Origin of the sequence: Arthrobacter sp. NPDC080073 (assembly GCF_040686575.1) — a bacterium.
In the GTDB taxonomy this organism is placed as follows: domain Bacteria; phylum Actinomycetota; class Actinomycetes; order Actinomycetales; family Micrococcaceae; genus Arthrobacter.
In genome coordinates this window covers 25,710-42,728 of the sequence record NZ_JBFBKR010000006.1, presented here as the reverse complement: position 1 = coordinate 42,728, position 17,019 = coordinate 25,710, and the positions used below count along the sequence as shown (strand labels likewise).

Annotated in this window: 16 protein-coding genes; 3 read left to right on the top strand and 13 right to left on the bottom strand. The window is 63.5% G+C overall.

Features of this window, described 5'->3' with window-relative positions; translation table 11 throughout:
* Window positions 1-6: 6 nt before the first annotated feature.
* The 8 genes from AB0O52_RS09185 to AB0O52_RS09150 form a co-directional block, all read right to left on the bottom strand.
* Complete coding sequence (locus tag AB0O52_RS09185; protein ID WP_364536496.1) at window positions 7-549, bottom strand: DUF1003 domain-containing protein; 543 nt, start codon at window positions 547-549, stop codon at window positions 7-9.
* Between the two features lie 188 nt (window positions 550-737).
* Window positions 738-884 carry a lmo0937 family membrane protein gene (locus AB0O52_RS09180; RefSeq protein WP_364536493.1) on the bottom strand — a complete coding sequence of 49 codons (147 nt, stop codon included), beginning with the start codon at window positions 882-884 and terminating at the stop codon, window positions 738-740.
* A 170-nt stretch (window positions 885-1,054) separates the two neighbouring features.
* Window positions 1,055-2,248, bottom strand: coding sequence for a HipA domain-containing protein (locus AB0O52_RS09175; RefSeq protein WP_364536490.1), 1,194 nt, complete (start codon window positions 2,246-2,248; stop codon window positions 1,055-1,057).
* A complete protein-coding gene (locus AB0O52_RS09170) occupies window positions 2,245-2,484 on the bottom strand; it encodes a helix-turn-helix transcriptional regulator (protein ID WP_364536953.1) in 240 nt (79 codons plus the stop codon). The genes AB0O52_RS09175 and AB0O52_RS09170 overlap by 4 nt, the downstream gene beginning before the upstream one ends.
* A 214-nt stretch (window positions 2,485-2,698) precedes the next feature.
* A complete protein-coding gene (locus tag AB0O52_RS09165) occupies window positions 2,699-3,946 on the bottom strand; it encodes a low temperature requirement protein A (RefSeq protein ID WP_364536487.1) in 1,248 nt (415 codons plus the stop codon).
* Between the two features lie 3 nt (window positions 3,947-3,949).
* A complete protein-coding gene (locus tag AB0O52_RS09160) occupies window positions 3,950-4,609 on the bottom strand; it encodes a hypothetical protein (RefSeq protein ID WP_364536485.1) in 660 nt (219 codons plus the stop codon).
* Between the two features lie 79 nt (window positions 4,610-4,688).
* Window positions 4,689-6,005: a GNAT family N-acetyltransferase gene (locus AB0O52_RS09155; RefSeq protein WP_364536482.1), complete on the bottom strand. Its 1,317-nt coding sequence runs from the start codon at window positions 6,003-6,005 to the stop codon at window positions 4,689-4,691.
* A 140-nt stretch (window positions 6,006-6,145) separates the two neighbouring features.
* Window positions 6,146-7,057 (bottom strand): fumarylacetoacetate hydrolase family protein, encoded by a 912-nt coding sequence (locus AB0O52_RS09150; RefSeq protein ID WP_364536479.1) that lies wholly within the window; start codon window positions 7,055-7,057, stop codon window positions 6,146-6,148.
* A 141-nt stretch (window positions 7,058-7,198) separates the two neighbouring features.
* Between AB0O52_RS09150 and AB0O52_RS09145 the strand changes: the two genes are divergently transcribed.
* Both AB0O52_RS09145 and AB0O52_RS09140 read left to right on the top strand, forming a co-directional pair.
* Entirely contained in the window at window positions 7,199-8,656 is a 1,458-nt protein-coding gene (locus tag AB0O52_RS09145) for an L-fuconate dehydratase (RefSeq protein WP_364536476.1), read from the top strand.
* Window positions 8,571-9,812: an alpha-L-fucosidase gene (locus tag AB0O52_RS09140; protein ID WP_364536473.1), complete on the top strand. Its 1,242-nt coding sequence runs from the start codon at window positions 8,571-8,573 to the stop codon at window positions 9,810-9,812. Before AB0O52_RS09145 ends, AB0O52_RS09140 begins: the two co-directional genes overlap by 86 nt.
* A 71-nt stretch (window positions 9,813-9,883) precedes the next feature.
* Here the strand turns inward: AB0O52_RS09140 and AB0O52_RS09135 are convergent, their stop codons facing one another.
* The 5 genes from AB0O52_RS09135 to AB0O52_RS09115 all read right to left on the bottom strand — a co-directional run bounded on the left by AB0O52_RS09135 (window position 9,884) and on the right by AB0O52_RS09115 (window position 15,660).
* Window positions 9,884-10,555 carry a FadR/GntR family transcriptional regulator gene (locus tag AB0O52_RS09135; RefSeq protein WP_364536470.1) on the bottom strand — a complete coding sequence of 224 codons (672 nt, stop codon included), beginning with the start codon at window positions 10,553-10,555 and terminating at the stop codon, window positions 9,884-9,886.
* A 131-nt stretch (window positions 10,556-10,686) separates the two neighbouring features.
* Complete coding sequence (locus AB0O52_RS09130) at window positions 10,687-12,204, bottom strand: amino acid permease (protein ID WP_364536467.1); 1,518 nt, start codon at window positions 12,202-12,204, stop codon at window positions 10,687-10,689.
* Between the two features lie 124 nt (window positions 12,205-12,328).
* Window positions 12,329-13,753: an aspartate ammonia-lyase gene (gene aspA, locus AB0O52_RS09125; RefSeq protein ID WP_364536464.1), complete on the bottom strand. Its 1,425-nt coding sequence runs from the start codon at window positions 13,751-13,753 to the stop codon at window positions 12,329-12,331.
* A gap of 45 nt (window positions 13,754-13,798) precedes the next feature.
* Complete coding sequence (locus AB0O52_RS09120) at window positions 13,799-14,857, bottom strand: asparaginase (protein WP_364536461.1); 1,059 nt, start codon at window positions 14,855-14,857, stop codon at window positions 13,799-13,801.
* On the bottom strand, window positions 14,854-15,660 hold the full coding sequence (locus AB0O52_RS09115; RefSeq protein ID WP_364536458.1) for a FadR/GntR family transcriptional regulator: 807 nt from the start codon (window positions 15,658-15,660) through the stop codon (window positions 14,854-14,856). Before AB0O52_RS09115 ends, AB0O52_RS09120 begins: the two co-directional genes overlap by 4 nt.
* Window positions 15,661-15,851: 191 nt before the next feature.
* Between AB0O52_RS09115 and AB0O52_RS09110 the strand changes: the two genes are divergently transcribed.
* Complete coding sequence (locus AB0O52_RS09110) at window positions 15,852-17,003, top strand: Fic family protein (protein WP_364536455.1); 1,152 nt, start codon at window positions 15,852-15,854, stop codon at window positions 17,001-17,003.
* Window positions 17,004-17,019 lie beyond the last annotated feature (16 nt).

The following is a 17,019-nucleotide window of genomic DNA, read 5'->3' as shown; positions in this document are numbered from 1 at the left end:
GAGTGTCTACGGTTTCCTCGGATCGACCTGCCGCGGGGTGGAAGCGGCCGCCGCCTCCGGGGTAGTGGATGCGGTGACTTCCGCGAGGACCCGCTGGTGGATCTGGGATGTGAGCTCGTGAATCGCGCGCGTCAGGTCGGTGTTCTCCTGGAGCAGTTGCTCCTGGGCGTTGTAGTCGTGGTCTGCCTTCACCTGCTGGAAAGCCGCTTGACGGTTCTGTCCGATCATGACGAAGGTCGAGAGGAAGATCGCTTCGAGCGAGACGATCAGGGTCAATGTCGGCCACGGACTCTGTTCGAACACGAGCATCCACACAGCGAAAAGCAACACGTGCAAGTAGACGAAGTTCATCGATCCGGCAAAGGCCGTGATCGCATCCGCGACTCGAAGCTGAATGCTTGCGGCCCGGCGCTCTGCCTCCGCCAGTACCGATGGATGCAACTTCGACCGCTCGCTTTGAGAGAGCAACCGTGTGGGTCTCAGGTAGGAGCGTGAATGCGGAAGAGTGCCCGTCGTGGATGTCGATTGGTGTCCGGCTTGCTGTGCCATACGTTCAATCCCTTGGCTCGCGGCGAGCCCATCTCGCCTCTGGGTGCGAGCCTAGCGTTGCCATGCGCGTGAACCTAGGATCGAACGCTCGGGCAAAGTGCGGCGGGTCGTGAGGGCGGAGCCGGGCAGCGCCGGGGCAAGGGCAGTGCCCTGTCCCGGCGCCCGCGTGGCGGAATGACGGTTGGTGTTTATACGCGGGATCTTCCGCTGAGGAAGTGGAAGATCAGAACGATCACGGCAACAACCAAAAGCAGGTGGATGAACCCGCCACCGATGTTGCCGATGAATCCGAGAAGCCAGAGAACCGCAATAATGATGGCTATCCAAAGCAACATAACAGTCTCCCTTGTGTACAAATAGAAATTCTGATTCTGCGCCCCGCCGCTCTGCGACCCGCGCAGATACCGTGTGGTGCCCTCACCTTATGCCAGGATCGGGTTCCTGTTAACGGGCAAGCAATAAGCGATAGTCAGGTTCCGATTTGGTGGCCTCGGCTCGGGGAAACCTACACGCTCATCAACCGTCGCCGATGCTTGAGCTCTTTGACCCAGTCCCTCGTCTGCGCCGGCCCAAAAGGAGAGGCGCCGGCGTCGAGCTCTGCTATGAGCGGGCCCGAGGCCTTGAGCGCGAGTCCCAGGACTCCCTCCGCTGCGCGCTCCGTCAGCCCGAGCTTCGCGGCCCAGGCAAGGAAGTGCTTCCGGGAGATTCCGCTCTTCTTGCCGCCGATGCCCAGCGCGAGCGTTTTGTCCCCATAGACCACTGTGGAGGGGATGTCGTAGAGCGGTGCGATGGTGTACTCACCCCGCGGCGACTGGACGATCGACACGTTCTTGGCATGGAGGTCGCCGTTGCCGCTCAGCCAAGCGAAGGCCAGCTGGATGGCGAGGTTTCGCAAGGCCGGGAGGGGCGCGGAACAGTGCGCCGCCAAAGCCAGGCAAACCTCGCCGAACGGCACGCTGTACTTGTCCGCAGGGTAGAGTCCCAGCACTTGGGCTCCGTCCTCGACCGCGAGGCGCAGCGCGGTTCCGTCGGCTCCGGTGAGGCGATCGAAACGCTCCACGAGCAGCCCTGCCCGCCCGCCGACGTCGTGTACCAGCTGCACGGCACTCACCGGTATCCGCAGCTTGCGCGCAAAACGGAACATCAGGAATTCGTTTTCCACGACGAACGGGAACTCGGGAGCATTCAGTTTGAGGATGAAGCGCTTGCCCGCTTGTGCGACCGGGAGCGAGATCATCCCGGCCGACAATTTGTCCTGCACACCCGCCAGCGCCACAGGATCAATGAGGCCTGAATCGCCGAGCAGCGCGTCGAAGTCGAGCGGCAGTTTCGAATCGAGCACGACGGCGGAGCCTCCTTCCGTGGGTGGCTCACCGTGGGGGACGGTCTGGACATCGCCCACGGCGTCCCCGCCCGCGCCCATGAGGAGCGCAAGCTCGTCGTCGGCGCTGGCCTTGACCGCGCGGCGCAGTGAATTCAGGCGGCGGCCTTCCGGGAGGAGGCCAGTGAAGTAGGGAGGGACCGCGCCGCTCGGGGTGAACACTGCTTCGTTTGTCAGCGGGAGCGTAGTGGCGACGGCCGGACCGCCTGATTCGAGGTACCGCGGCAGGTAGCTGAACTTGGTGCCGCCTTCATGCCGCTCGATGCGCGCAGCCAGGACTCCCTGCTTGTAGACGTCGGCGATGCGGTGGAAGGTCATGGCCGGCTGTTTGCAGTCTGGCTGCCCGCGGGTTGCACCAAGAGCTCAAGGCCGAGCGTGCCGAGGACCGCGAGGAGTGGTTCCAATTGAACCGTGGTCTTCCCTTGCTCCACGAAGCGGACGAATCGTTCCGAGACTCCTGCGAGGTCTGCGAGGTCGGACTGGCTCAGGCTCAGGGAGGCGCGGCGGGCACGGACCTTGGCGCCGAGGGACTCCGTGAATTCCTTGGGGGACATGTCCACCCTTCTGAGTCTTTTGGGGACATGCGCATATGCGCATGCCGGTACGTTCGTGCCGGTTTCACCATTTTCCGCCTCTCTGGGAGGCGAATCAAGGGTTGGCAGCGAAGAATCGGTACGTTCGTGCCGGTGCGCCCGGGTCGACATCGTGGGTGCGGGCCGTTCGCTGCGTTCCGGCACTGCGGTCCCGAGCCCACACCCACGAATTCGCCTAGGTGGCCGGACGTGCCCTCAGTCTTTCCAACGCGGATTCCCGGCGTGTGGCCCCTCGCCGTTCGTCGATCACGATCGAGATAGCCAATGCCGCCACGATCACCATCATGCAGACCGGAACAGAGACATCCAGGGCGGCCAAGCCCACACTGCCGCAGAGCAACACGACCACGAGGGCCGTGACTCCGAGGAGAGCCCGGTCGAAACCCAGCAGGTAGCCGTATAGCGAACTCAGGGCCACCTTGAACAAGGCCACAGGGACGGCAATGGTGGCTACGACGACGGTGGCGCTGATGTGCGCGGCATGATCGATGAAGAGGGCGGCCACGTGAAGTCCGCCACCGGTGGCGGCGATCGACCCAAAGATGAACATGTGGCCGTATCCGAACACGAATGCCCGGTGCCGTTGGTGGTGCAGGGCGTGACCGGACGGGAGGATGAAGTAGATCCACCACATCCCAAAGGCCAGCCCGGTACCGCCGAGACCCACGAGGGCGGCGTCAACGGACCAGCCGTGAAGGGCAACGATCGCCCGAAGGGATTCGATGGCTCCGATCAGGCACTCGCCCAGCGCGATGATGGCCAGGAGGCCGTAGCGTTCGGCGATGTGGTGCGCGTGCCACGGCGTCTTGGCTTTGCGCTCGGCGATGGTCGGCGTCGCCATTTCCAGCAGGAAAAGCGGAGCAGCCATGAGGAAATTCGTCAGGATGTCTGCATGGACAATCAGCACTACCACCCAGCCAACCTGCGCCACCACCAGGAATTTCGCGTAGGTGAGGCAGGCGCTTCGGCGCTCCGGATCCTGCTTCGCCGCACGCAGCCACTGAAACACCAACGCCAACCGCATGATGATGTAACCCAGCACCATGGTGGAATTGTCCACGCGGTGGCCTTCGTCGAGCGATTGGAACATCGGCTCGATGCCCATGGCAAGGATGAGCACGCCTACCATCTGCACCATGGTGACAACCCTGAAGACCCAGTCGTCAGTGTCGTAGGCGCTGGCAAACCACGAGAAATTGATCCAGGCCCACATAACGGCGAACATCGCGAAGGTGAGGCCGATCAGCCCGGAGCCGAAACGGGCTTCGGCCAGCTCGTGCGCGAACTGGCTGCCGGCAACCCCGAAGGCGATAACGAACGTCAAGTCAAAGAAGAGTTCCAGGGGCGTGGCCGTGCGATTCAGCTCCTGGGGATCACGGCCGCCCATGCGCGACAGTGCATGGCGCAATGGATTCATGGACATGGTTCAGGGTACCGCCGGAAGGCCCCCCGGGTCCCGATCCCTGGAGAGCGCGCCCGGGTTCCTCTTTGCCCACAACAGCAGTCCGATATACGTCAGGTCGAAGATGCTGCACAGGGCCCCAATGCCCAGAATGAACGGTGAACTCTCGAGGACCCCGAAGGTGATGGTGGGCGCGAGTGTCCCGATCCACTTCGCCACGGCGATCACCGGGGATTGGCCCCGCAGGCTGCGGCGGGCCGCGAACATGGCAATGAACAAGCCGGACATGAGGAGATTCTGCAGGAACGCCGCGTACCGGGATGCGGGATCCCAATCGAACTCGGCGATGAACAGCCACTGCACGGCGAAAGAGGCCAGACCGAGCAGGATCGCCCATCCGATGAACAGCGGCCGGGTGACAAATCCGGGAAGCTCCCGCCTGCCGAACGCCAAGAAGGTGTACACAATCGCGACGTCAGCCAAGGCCCAGGCAATGTTGATGACACCCTGCACGGAGAGTCTCGTGCTGAGCGAATGCACCGAGTAGGTGACCTCCCACGCGAAGTTCAGGCCCAGCGCCGCTGCCGGGATCGCGTATGTCTTGCCGCGAAACCCGATCCGGATCGCGCAAATGTAGACCGTCGTCCAGGCGACGCCGCTCAGGATTGTCAGAAACAGGTTCACGGTTCCTCCTTGTCCAACGCGGGGTCACTTAGCGCCCATCCGGGGCCCGAACATGGGCCTTAAGTGACCCCGCGTTGCGTTAAACCCGGCCCAGTACGTCGATGTCCTCAAGGAAGTCCCGGTGGACTTCCTCGCTGACGGTGGTGCGGGTGTCGGCGATGGCGTCGAGGTAGTCCTGCGTCACGGGTCCCTTGCGGCCGTTCGACGCCGGTGCGCCGCCCCCGCTGGAGGCGCCGGCACCGTCGTCGTACACCGCTTTTTCCAAAGCACGCTGGGAGGCACTCCGTGCCGCGTACTCGATGTCCGCGGGGGAGAAGCCCTCGGTCCGTGACACCAGCAGCGCCACGTCCACGGAGTCGACCACGCTGGCCGGGATGAAGCGTTGCCACATGGCCTCGCGGGCGTGGACGTCGGGCAGGCCGATGGGGATCACGTAGTCGAAGCGGCCGTGGCGCAGGAAGGCGGAGTCCAGGGCACGGATGAAGTTGGTGGCGCACACCAGCAGGCGCCCGGGCTGTTCGCGGAAGGCCGGGATGATCTTGAGGAGTTCGTTGGTGACGCCCTGCAGCGGCGACGGCGGCTCACCGGAGCGCTGGGACGCGATCTCTTCCACCTCGTCGATGAAGACGACGGCGTGCTCCAGTTCGGCGATTTCCAGGAACGTCTCACGCAACGCACCGGCCAGGCCCTTGGGATCGGAGGCCAGCCGCGAAGGAAACACCTCCACGAACGGCCACTCGAGCCGGGACGCAATCGCCTTCGCGAACGTCGTCTTGCCGGTCCCGGGCGGCCCGAAGAGCACGACGGCGCGCGGCGGCACCACGCCGAATTGATCGGCGAGGTCGGCCTCGGCCAGGGGAAGGACCAGGCGGCGTTCCAGCAGTTCCTTTTCGCGCCGCATGCCGGCGACGTTTTCCCACAGGTCCCGGGCCAGGATGCGGCCGCCGAGCTGGCTCAACGGCTCGAGTTCCTGGCGCTGGACCGGGATGGTCCGTTCGAAGTAATGCAGGTTTTGCTTGAGCAGGAAGCCGCGGCCGAGGAACGCTTCGACCCGGGTCTCGGACTCCGGCATGAGCGCCGAGAGCTTGTTGAGCCCGTGCGGGGTCATCCGGTTCTCGACGGCGGCCAGCAGCGAGGTGCCGATCCCGCGGCCCCGGAACTCGGGCAGCGTGGCCAGGAAGACAATCCAGCCCTGATCATGGGCCGCGCGTCCGACGGCGGCACCGACCACCTGTTCGCCCTGCACCGCCACGACGGCGTGGTCCTTCTCGCACGAGGCCAGGACCTCGGAGAGCGCATAGACCGGATCCACGTTGTCCGCTTTGAGCGACTCCCACAGGTGCAGGATGCCGTCCATGTCCGAGGAATGGAAGTCCCTGATACGCCAATTGCTCATGCCTGCTCCTTGGTGGATCGCCATCGATTGCCTGGTGTTGAGCATAGGCGAATCGGGGGTGGAGGAGGGTTGCGCGGGCGTTGCGTTACGTCGCTAACTCCCAGTGGCCCGGCTGGCGATGAGTCCTGCGAATTCGGTACTCACCGAGTGGCCTTCTCAGTGCCTACTGATGCAAGCGAGCCGGAACGGGCCCGGTAGAACTCTTGTCGCTGGCGGCCGAGCCCTTCTACCTCAAGCTCCACTACGTCGCCCGGCTGGATGTAGGGGAACCGCCCGGAGAGTGCCACGCCTTCCGGAGTGCCCGTGAGAATGACGTCGCCGGGCTCCAGGACCATGTACTGGCTGAGGTGGTGGACCACGGTAAGGGCGTCGAAGATCATGTCCGACGTATCCGACGATTGCCGGATCTCGCCATTGACCCAGGTGTGCAAGGCGAGGTGGCCGGCGTCGAGCTCATCTGCGGGAACCAGCCACGGACCGAGGGGAGTGGACTGCGGAAGCGACTTGCCTTTGGTCCACTGGCCTGCGGCTCCGGGCAGTTGGTAGTCGCGCTCGGAGAGGTCGTTGGCGACGACGTAGCCCGCGATGCAGTCCGCGGCCTCCTCGGTACTGGAAAGGTATGACGCTTCGCGGCCGATGACGATTCCGAGCTCCACCTCCCAGTCGTACTTTTCCGACGACGGCGGGATGGGCGCCGCGTCGAACGGTCCACTGACGGTGTTGCTCGGCTTCAGGAACACCACGGGGGATTCCGGTGGTGTGGCGCCGGATTCGGCCGCGTGGGCGGTGTAGTTGAGGCCGATGCAGACGACGTTGCCGGGGCGGGCGATGGGGGAACCGATCCGGAGTCCCTCGGCCGAAATTTCGGGCAGACTGCCAGCATCAAGGGCTTCCCGGGTGCGTGCGATGCCGTCCGTGGCGAGGAACTCTCCGTTGATGTCCTTCGTCAGCGGGTCAAGGCTGAAGTATTTTTCGGTGGCGGTGGCGTCTTGGGCGATGACAACCGGCTTTTCATTTCCGGCAGTGCCCAGCCGGGCGAATTTCATGGTCATGTATTCCTCCGTGCGCTGGCTCTAACATCCGAGCTCTAGTCTGCTGTTGCTCTCCATAATACGGAAATGTGACCCATTGACAATGTAGACATCGGATGTTTACGCTTCCCAGTAAAGTCCTGCTGCCAAGCAAGGAGCACAATGAGCGTCATCACCGAGGTAGACACCTTCGATATCCGTTTTCCCACCTCTCAGGAACTGGACGGATCGGATGCCATGAATGCGGATCCGGACTATTCGGCGGCATACCTGGTGATCCGCACCGACGCCGGTGACGGCCACGAGGGCCACGGGTTTGTCTTCACGATCGGGCGTGGCAACGAGGTGGAGTCCGTGGCGATCCAAGCACTCCGCCACCACGTCCTGGGCCGCAACGTCGAGGAGCTTCTCGGCGATATGGGTGGCACGTGGAAGCTCCTCGCCCACGATTCCCAGCTCCGTTGGCTCGGTCCCGAAAAGGGCGTGATGCACATGGCGATCGGCGCCGTCGTCAACGCGCTTTGGGACCTCAAGGCCAAGAGGGCCGGGCTCCCGCTCTGGGAACTGCTATCCGGAATGAGCCCCGAGGAGATCGTGGCGCTCGTGGACTTCAGGTACCTCAGCGATGCCCTGACCCCGGATGACGCGCTTGGAATATTGCGGACGGCGGAGCCGGGGCGCGCCGCCCGCAGGGCAGCGCTTCTCGCGGAGGGATACCCCGCATACACCACGACGCCGGGCTGGTTGGGTTACAGCGACGACAAACTTGTGCGTCTGGCAAAGGAAGCCGTTGCTGAGGGCTTCGGGCAGATTAAGCTCAAAGTGGGAGCCTCCCTCGACGACGACGTCAGGCGCGTCCGCACAGCCCGCGATGCCGTGGGCCCGGCCATCAAGATCGCCGTGGACGCGAACCAACGCTGGGACGTGCAGGAAGCCATTGAATGGATGGCGCACCTGGCCCCCTATGACATTGCCTGGATCGAGGAACCCACCAGCCCCGATGATGTCTTGGGCCATGCGGCGATTGCCCGCGGCGTGGCGCCGATTCCCGTGGCAACGGGTGAGCATGTCCAAAACCGGGTGGTGTTCAAGCAGATGCTGCAGGCCGGGTCGCTGCAGGTCCTTCAGCTGGACGCGGCGCGGGTGGCAGGAGTGAATGAGAATATCGCCATCCTCCTCCTCGCCGCGAAGTTCGGCGTCCGCGTCTGCCCGCATGCAGGCGGCGTTGGTCTCTGCGAGGCCGTGCAGCACCTGTCGATGTTCGATTTCGTGGCAGTTTCCGGCGACAAGAACGGTCGGATGATTGAGTTCGTCGACCACCTGCACGAACACTTCGTCACGCCCGTCGATGTCCACGACGGCTGCTACTGGCCTCCGTCCGCACCCGGGGCCGGCAACGAAATGGTCGGCGGAACGCTGGCCGATTACAGATTTCCCGAAGGTCCGATGTGGGCCGCGGTCCAACTGAAAGCACATGGTGAAGATGTCCGCAATGATCGCCCAAGCACCTTGGTTCACGGAGTACCGGTTCGGCATGTTTGTCCACTGGGGCCTGTACGCCCTGCCGGCCCGGCACGAGTGGGTCATGAACCGCGAACGCATTCCTTCCGAGGAATATGACAAGTATTTCCAGCACTTCAACCCGGATCTCTACGATCCGCGGGAATGGGCCCGTGCTGCGAAGGATGCAGGCATGAAGTACGTGGTGCTGACCACCAAGCACCACGAGGGCTTCTGCCTCTGGGATTCCGCACTCACCGACTACAAATCCACCAAGTCTCCGTCCGGCCAGGACTTGGTGGCCCAATACGTCGAGGCACTGCGGGAATTCGGCCTGAAGGTAGGTTTCTATCATTCACTCATTGACTGGCACCACCCGGATTTCACCATCGACGGGTTCCACCCCGGACGGGACAACCCCGACGCCGAGAAGCTCAACGAGGGCCGCGACATGGCCCGCTACCGCGAATACCTCCATGGCCAGGTGCGCGAGCTGCTCAGCAACTATGGCCAAATCGACTACCTCTTCTTCGACTTCTCCTATTCCAGCGAGGCCCACAAGAACGTCTGGGGCGGCAAAGGGCGCGAGGCGTGGGGTTCCGTGGAACTCTTGAAGATGGTCCGGGAACTTCAGCCCGGCATCATCGTCAACGACCGCCTGGACATTCCCGGCGACTTCGCCACGCCCGAGCAGTACCAGCCGTCCGGTCCCATGGTGGTGAACGGCGTCGAGGTGCCTTGGGAAGCGTGCCAGACCCTCAACGGCAGCTGGGGCTATGACCGGGACAACCTGGACTACAAGTCCGCGGACATGCTCATCCGGATGCTGGTTGACGGAGTGTCCAAGGACGGAAACCTGCTCCTCAACGTCGGTCCCACGGCCCGCGGGAATTTCGATCCAAGGGCCGTGGAGTCCCTCCGCGGCATCGGCAACTGGATGAAGCTGCATTCCCGGGCCATCTACAGTGCTGGGCCTGCGGCGTGGACCCCGCCCGCCGATGCCCGGTACACGCGCCGCGGCGACCGCCTTTACGTGCACCTGTTTGCGTGGCCCTTCGAATACGTCCACCTCCCGGATCTCGCCGGCAAGGTCGGATACGCCCAGCTACTCAACGACGCGTCCGAAGTCGCGATGCTCGAGATCGCACCGGACCGGGAAGCAATCAACACGACCCCTGGAGGACAGCCAGCAGGTACCCTGACATTGAAGCTGCCTGTCCAGCGACCGGACGTGGCGGTGCCCGTCGTCGAACTCTTCCTGAAGCCCGGGGTGTAGCGTACCGGAAACGATTGCCCTGCGGTGCCGCCGGCATCGGCAACCTGTAGCGTGCCAAGCATCGGCGCGAGCTAGAGCGCCTGGCGCAACCAGCTCTCGACGCCGCTGATGTGGACCGTCACGAGCGCCCGGACCAGCTCGGCGTCGCCGCGTTCCAAGGCGTCCGCGATGGCCTTGTGCTCGGCCAAGGTGTGGGCCACGGCTTTTTCCTGGGTCAGCCCCCGCCAAATGCGGGCCCGGACGGTGTTGCTGGAGAGCGCCTCGAGCAGGCCGGCAAGGTAGTCGTTTCCGGCGGCCTGGGTGATGATGCCGTGGAATTCGAGGTCGTGGGCCACGAGTTCTTCGACGTCGGTGTTCTCGTCGATCCCGTCCATCGTGGCGCGCAGGGCCGTGAGTGCAGCTGGAGTGATCTTGCCTGTCGCGATGAACGCGGTGGCGGGCTCCAGGATTCGTCGGACCTCAAAGAGCTCCAGGATGGAACGGTCCTGATGAAGATCAATGACGAACGCCACGGCCTCGTTGAGCAACTTGGCGTCAAGGCTGGTGACATAAGTGCCGTCCCCACGCCGCACGTCCAAGACCCGGATGAGTTCGAGGGCTTTGACGGCTTCGCGCAGGGAGCTTCGCGAGAGGCCGAGCCGCTCGCTCAGCTCCTTTTCCGGAGGAAGGCGGTCCCCGGCCTTGAGTTCGCCGCGGATCAGCATGTCCTTGATCTTGCTGATCGCTTCATCTGTGACAGCCATGGCTACATCCTAACGGCGAATGATCCGATGTCTGGGCACCCAACGCACGACGGCGGCACCTGCGGTTCCGAACGAACGAAACCGCAGGTGCCGCCGTCGGGCACTTAATTTTTGGGCGAGTACTGAAAGGGCTAGATCCTGTCCTCTGCGCCGGCAACCGGTAGGTTGGCGACCACGGGGGAGCTGCCGGTGAAGCCGTCGCGGGCTGCGGCGAGTTCGTGGATCTGCTTGCGGCACAGGTACCAGCCGACCACCATGAGGGCGCAGGCGATTGCTGTGACCAGCATGGTGAGCGGGGAGTCGATGAACACCATTACCAGCACACCCACCAGGAACAGCAACGAAAGGTAACCGGTGTAGGGGGCGCCGAACATCCGGAAGGACGGACGCTTCAGCCAACCCTTGTCGGCCCAGCGCTTGAGCTGCATTTGGCACAGGACAATCGTGGCCCATGTGACGATGATGCCCACCGAGGCGATGTTGAGCACGATTTCGAACGCCTGCGCCGGGACGAGGTAGTTCAGCGGAACACCGAGCAAGGAGACGCCGGCGGTGATGGCGATGCCGCCGTAGGGGACACCGGCCTTGTTCATCCGCTGGGCGAACTTCGGAGCCGAACCTGCCACCGACATGGAGCGCAGGATGCGGCCGGTGGAGTACAGCCCGGCGTTCAGCGAGGACAACGCCGCCGTGAGGACCACGAGGTTCATGATCACGTCCACGCCCTGGATTCCGATGTGGCCGAAGAACGTCACGAACGGGCTGACGCCCTTCTCGTACGAGGTGTACGGCAGCAGCAGTGCCAGCAAGATGACGGAGCCGACATAGAAGACGGCGATGCGGAAGACCACGGAGTTGATGGCCTTGGGCATGATCTTCTCGGGGTTCTCGGTCTCACCTGCAGCCGTGCCCACGAGTTCTATGGAGGCGTAGGCGAACAGCACACCCTGCATGAGGATGATCATCGGCAGCAGGCCGTTGGGGAAGATGCCGCCGTGGTCCGTGAGGAGGCTGAAGCCGACCTCCTGGCCCGGTACGGGCGTGCCGAAGATAACGAAGAAGGTCCCGACCACGAGGAAGGCCGCCAACGCGGCCACCTTGATGAGCGCGAAGTAGAACTCCATTTCGCCGAACACCTTGACCGAAACCAGGTTCAAGCCCAGGACAACGACCAAGGCGATCAGGGCCCATGCCCACTGCGGAACAACGCCCATCCACGGGACGTATTTGCCGAAGAAGTTCATGTAGAGGGCTGCGGCGGTGATGTCCACGATGGTGGTGGTGGCCCAGTTGATCCAGTAGAACCAGCCGGAGACGAACGCAGCCTTCTCGCCGAAGAACTCGCGGGCGTAAGAGACGAAGGAGCCGGACGACGGGCGGTGGAGCACGAGTTCGCCGAGGGCGCGCAGGATCAGGAAGGCAAAGAAGCCGCAGACCGCGTACGCGATGACGAGCGAGGGGCCCGCAGCGTTGAGGCGGCCGCCGGCACCCAGGAACAGGCCGGTGCCGATGGCACCGCCGATCGCGATCATCTGGATCTGGCGTGGCTTCAGGCTTTTGTGATAGCCCTTGTCCTCGGCGTGGAGGAGCTTTTCGGTGGCGTGCGCCTGTGGCGGGACCGTGTGGTCCGTGATGGGTGCATTGGTCATGGGAATCCTTAGGGGGTGTCCTGTTGGGGGTCCGGATCTCGTCGTCCGGCCGGTCTTTTCGCGCGTTCAGGCCCGACGGCGGCGGGTGAGCGCCGCCGTCGTCGGACGTTTTGCGCGGCTCAGCCTAGTTGCTGAGGTTGGCCAGGCGTTCGGGGCGGAGGAGCTCATCGAGCTGCTCCGAGGTCAGCAAGCCGTGTTCGAGAACGAGCTCGGCGACGCCCTTGCCGCTCGCCAGCGCTTCTTGGGCGATGGCGGTTGCGGAGGCGTAGCCGATGTGCGGATTGAGTGCCGTGACGAGTCCGATCGACTGCTCTACCGTGAGGCGCAGGCGTTCGGTGTTCGCGGTGATGCCCCGGACGCAGCGTGACGTGAGTGTGCGGCACGCGGCTTCCAGGTGGGAGATGCTCTTGTGGAGGCTGTGTACGATAATCGGCTCGAAGGCGTTCAGCTGGAGCTGTCCCGCTTCGGCTGCCATGGTGACTGTGACATCGTTGCCGATGACTTCATACGCCACTTGGCTGACCACTTCCGGGATCACCGGATTGATCTTGCCTGGCATGATGGACGATCCCGACTGCACAGCCGGGAGGTTGATCTCGCCCAGTCCCGCACGCGGTCCGGAGGACAGCAAGCGGAGGTCGTTGCAAATCTTGGAAAGCTTGACGGCGACGCGCTTGAGAACGCCCGAGAGGTGGACGAACGCGCCCACATCCTGGGTGGCCTCGATGAGGTCGACAGACGTGACCAGCGGCAAGCCCGTGATCTCGGCCAGGTGCCTGCAGGCTGCTGCGGCGTATCCAACGGGGGCGTTCAGGCCGGTTCCGATGGCAGTGGCGCCAAGGTTGATCTCGTGGATGAGCAGCTGGGACTCGGCCAGCCGGGCCCGGTCCTCGCCCACGGTCACTGCGTAACCGCCGAATTCCTGGCCGAGGGTCATGGGGACGGCGTCCTGCAACTGGGTGCGGCCCATCTTGACTACCGAACGGAACTCCTGGCCTTTTTCCGCGAACGCGACCTGGAGTTCCTGGAGAGCCGAAAGGAGGCCCTGGACCGAGAAAATGGTGGCCAGGTTGACGGCGGTGGGGTAGACGTCGTTGGTGGACTGGCTCAAGTTGACGTGGTCGTTCGGGTGCAGCCTGGCGTAGTCGCCCTTGGGGTGGCCGAGGATTTCAAGGGCCCGGTTGGCGATGACCTCGTTGGCGTTCATGTTGGAGCTGGTGCCGGCACCGCCCTGGATGACGTCCACCATGAATTGCTCGCGGAGCTTGCCGTCCAGAATGTCCTGGCAGGCCTGCTCGATGGCGTCCGCCCGTTCGTCGTCCAGGAGGCCGAGCTCGCGGTTGGTGCGGGCGGCAGCGAGCTTGACTGCGGCCAGGCCCTTGACGAGGTTGGCGTTGCTGGCCAACGGGTGACCTGTGATGGGGAAGTTCTCGATGGCACGCAGCGTGTGCACGCCCCAGTAGGCATCAGCAGGGACGTCCCGGTCGCCGAGGAGATCGTGTTCCGAGCGGAACCCTGGAATTGTCGTGGAGGGCACGGCAGATGTCATTGCTGTCCTTTGGTCTTTGTGCTTGTTTGACTGCGTCAGTTGGAGTCAGTTGGATGCGAGGAAGTTCGCGGCACGGAGTACGCCAACAGGGTGGCCGCCGCCCAACACAGGCGCGCTCGCGAGCGTGGCGAGCTGGCCGCCGTCGAGCCCTAGTTCCTCAAGGACGCGCACGGTGACGGGCATGCGTGCGCGGTCGCCGCCGTCGGCGATCTTGATGGCGACGCCGGTGCCGTTGCGCAGGCCGATGAGCTGGAGGCCTTCGAAGCCGTCCTTGGCGAGCAATCCGGGAACCGCACGCATGATTGCTGTGACGTCGCGGCCCTCGCCTGCGACCATCTCGGGGAAGGTGCGCATGGCGTGGGCTACTTGGCCTTCTGCTGTTTCGTTGTCCGCTGCCGCCAAGCGGCCATACGCCCGGGCCATTCCGTGCAGGCTGTGGGCAAAGAGCGGAGTGCCGCAACCGTCCGTGCTGACGGCGGCTGCGTCTTCGCCGGTGAGTTCGGTGATGGTGTCCCTCACGAGCAACTGGAGGGGATGCTCGGGGTGCAGGTATCCCTGGACAGGCCAGCCGTTGATGACGCACGTGGCGGCCATGGACGCGTGCTTGCCGGAGCAGTTCTGCGCGAGCTGGGTGGGCTTGCCGCCGGCGCGGAGCCATGCTTCGCGCTCGGCGGTGCCGTAGGGGAGGTCGGTGCTGTTTTCCAACGCGCTTTCGTCCAGGCCATGCATTTCGAGGATGCGTGCGGCGCCGTCGAGGTGCATTGCGGCGCCGGAGTGGCTGGCTGCGGTGAGGGCGAGGAGGTTCTCCGGAAGCTTGAGTCCCGCGCGGATCATGGCGACCGCCTGCAGCGGTTTGAGCGAGGACCGCGGGTAGAACGCGGCATCGGGCTCGCCCGCTTGGAGGAGCGTATCGCCGTCAGGCCCGACGGCGATAAGGGAACCGTAGTGGATGCTCTCGACCAGGCCGTCGCGGGTCTGTTCCGCGAGGGGGACATGGCGCGGGGTTGGCGGATTGGTTGCTGCCGGGGTGGTGGCGGCGCTTTCGTGCAGAGCACTGTGCGTTGCATGCGGGGTGGGCATGACTTCCTTCAGTTGCTGGATCATTTGCTGAGGATGGAGTCCAACGCAACGCTGACGGCGCTGAGATGGTCGGCCATGGCGGCTTCGGCGGCGGAGGCGTCGCCGGCTTCGATGGCTTCGACGATGCGGAGGTGTTCATCGTCTGAAACATGCTGGCGGTCGGCCACCATGTTCAAGGTTTCGGATTGATGGGCCAGGGCTTCGCGGATGTCTGCGACAACGCTTTCGAAGACTTTGTTGCCGCTTGCGCGGGCAATGGCAGAATGGAAACTGGCGTCGAGGCTGACCCAGGTCTCAGGGTCGGTCTCGGCTGCCATTGAAGCGAAAATTTCCTTGAGGTGTTCGAGGTCTTCCGGACTGCGGCGCTTCGCCGCGAGGCCGGCTGCCGGGACCTCGATATGCGGGCGTGCCTCGTTGAGGTCCCGTGCCGAGTACTGGCCGAGTGCGAGGTCATTGGCCACCCGGTCCGCGACGACGAACGTGCCTTTGCCGGTCTTAGTGACCGTCAGCCCAAGCGCAGTGCACGAGCGGAGCGCCTCGCGGATGACCGAGCGGCTTACCCCGTACTGCGCGGCCAAGGTGGCCTCGGAGCTGAGTTTGGCCCCCACTTCCACGGTTCCGTCTTCAATGTCCTGGCGGATGGCGCTGAACACGGCTTCCGCGGCACTGAAGCGGGCGAGGGGCCGGGGGCTTGATGCCCTGGGTGCTTGGGCCGGCCGGGGGACGGCGCCGCTTGTGGCGTTGCGCTGGCCAGCCGCAGCTTTCTGGCTGACGGCTGGCTGTCCAGGGGCGGCCTGTCCGGCTGTCCGGCTGTCTGACAGGTTCACTCTACGAATATGGCACGGGTCACAGGGCAGTGTCAAGATTCACTGCCTTGCTGGGTGAGCTTCGACTTAAATGCTGGATGTCCCAGATTTAATTATCTGATGCCCTCATGGCGGGGAGTTGGTTGATTTCTAGGGGCGCAGCAGGGCATAGTCTTAATTGTTATGAATACCCTGGCGAAAATCCTGATGCGATGAAGCCCATCGAATTTCCCGACTTCCTGTTCAGTTCTCCGCTGGCCAAGGCCATCATTGAGCTTGAACGGATACGTAGTGACATGGGTGACGGGACGACTCATCCTGCGATCTTTTCGCAGTTGAAGGACCTCTTCCAGCTGATTTCGAACATCATGAGCGCGCGTATCGAGGGAAACCGCACATCGATTGTCGACGCCGTGGCGGGCGTGGAACGGGCCGATCGCTATGGCGACGTGCAGCAAAATGATGGCGTTAAAGAGATCGTCCAGCTGCAACAAGCAACGGCCTTCGTCGATGCAACGGTGAGCCCGGGAACCACGCTGACACACGGACTTGTTCGGGAAATCCATCGAATATCGGTTGAAGGGCTTGAGCGTGAGGGCGATCGTACGCCTGGCGCATACCGGCTGAGTGATGTCACCATCAGCGGATCCGCCCACCGCCCGCCCGCTCCGGGTGATGTCCACAGTGACATGACTTCACTCCTGGATTTCATCAATGCAGATGTCGAGCAGAACTTTGAACTGCTGAAGATCGCTTTAGCCCACCACCGCTTCGTATGGATTCATCCATTTGGGAACGGAAATGGGCGCGTTGGAAGACTCCTCACGTATGCGGCGATGAGGCGACACGGGTTCTCTGACGCCGCCGGCTACCGCGGGCTGAACCCTACTGCAGTGTTTGGCCAGAACAGAAGTCTCTACTACGAACGTCTCAAGGACGCGGATTCGCTAGAGCCTGCGGCTCTCGTCCGGTGGTCTACCTATTTTCTGGAGGGACTCTTGGCTGACATGAGGAAACTTTCGATGTTGGGGACCCAGGGTTTCGTAACGGAAGAACTTCTACTGCCCGCTTTGCGAAGAGGACTGCAGACAGCGAGGTTTACGGTGAATGAAGCAAGTGCACTGTTCATCGTCGCGAAGAAGGGGGAGGCGAAAGCCGCGGACCTTGAATCGGCTTTCCCGGGCTCGGCTGCAACCCGTAGCCAGAACATCCGGAAGCTCCTCGATCGAGGCGTTATCGAGCCTATTGGCGACGGCAGGAGGACATACCGCCTCCGCCTGGTGCCGAGTGAGTTGACCCCGTTGCTGACGTGGCGCCTCGACCAGATGGGATTCCTGCCTCAGATACTGAGAGACACTCAATAGGCGGCCAGTCGATCGA

Excerpts from the sequence above, each read along its gene's own strand:
- AB0O52_RS09185 (WP_364536496.1), bottom strand. The coding sequence starts at position 549 with ATGGCACAGCAAGCCGGACACCAATCGACATCCACGACGGGCACTCTT.
- AB0O52_RS09180 (WP_364536493.1), bottom strand. The coding sequence starts at position 884 with ATGTTGCTTTGGATAGCCATCATTATTGCGGTTCTCTGGCTTCTCGGA.
- AB0O52_RS09175 (WP_364536490.1), bottom strand. The coding sequence starts at position 2,248 with ATGACCTTCCACCGCATCGCCGACGTCTACAAGCAGGGAGTCCTGGCT.
- AB0O52_RS09170 (WP_364536953.1), bottom strand. The coding sequence starts at position 2,484 with ATGTCCCCCAAGGAATTCACGGAGTCCCTCGGCGCCAAGGTCCGTGCC.
- AB0O52_RS09165 (WP_364536487.1), bottom strand. The coding sequence starts at position 3,946 with ATGTCCATGAATCCATTGCGCCATGCACTGTCGCGCATGGGCGGCCGT.
- AB0O52_RS09155 (WP_364536482.1), bottom strand. The coding sequence starts at position 6,005 with ATGAGCAATTGGCGTATCAGGGACTTCCATTCCTCGGACATGGACGGC.
- AB0O52_RS09150 (WP_364536479.1), bottom strand. The coding sequence starts at position 7,057 with ATGACCATGAAATTCGCCCGGCTGGGCACTGCCGGAAATGAAAAGCCG.
- AB0O52_RS09145 (WP_364536476.1), top strand. The coding sequence starts at position 7,199 with ATGAGCGTCATCACCGAGGTAGACACCTTCGATATCCGTTTTCCCACC.
- AB0O52_RS09140 (WP_364536473.1), top strand. The coding sequence starts at position 8,571 with ATGTTTGTCCACTGGGGCCTGTACGCCCTGCCGGCCCGGCACGAGTGG.
- AB0O52_RS09135 (WP_364536470.1), bottom strand. The coding sequence starts at position 10,555 with ATGGCTGTCACAGATGAAGCGATCAGCAAGATCAAGGACATGCTGATC.
- AB0O52_RS09130 (WP_364536467.1), bottom strand. The coding sequence starts at position 12,204 with ATGACCAATGCACCCATCACGGACCACACGGTCCCGCCACAGGCGCAC.
- aspA (WP_364536464.1), bottom strand. The coding sequence starts at position 13,753 with ATGACATCTGCCGTGCCCTCCACGACAATTCCAGGGTTCCGCTCGGAA.
- AB0O52_RS09120 (WP_364536461.1), bottom strand. The coding sequence starts at position 14,857 with ATGATCCAGCAACTGAAGGAAGTCATGCCCACCCCGCATGCAACGCAC.
- AB0O52_RS09110 (WP_364536455.1), top strand. The coding sequence starts at position 15,852 with ATGAAGCCCATCGAATTTCCCGACTTCCTGTTCAGTTCTCCGCTGGCC.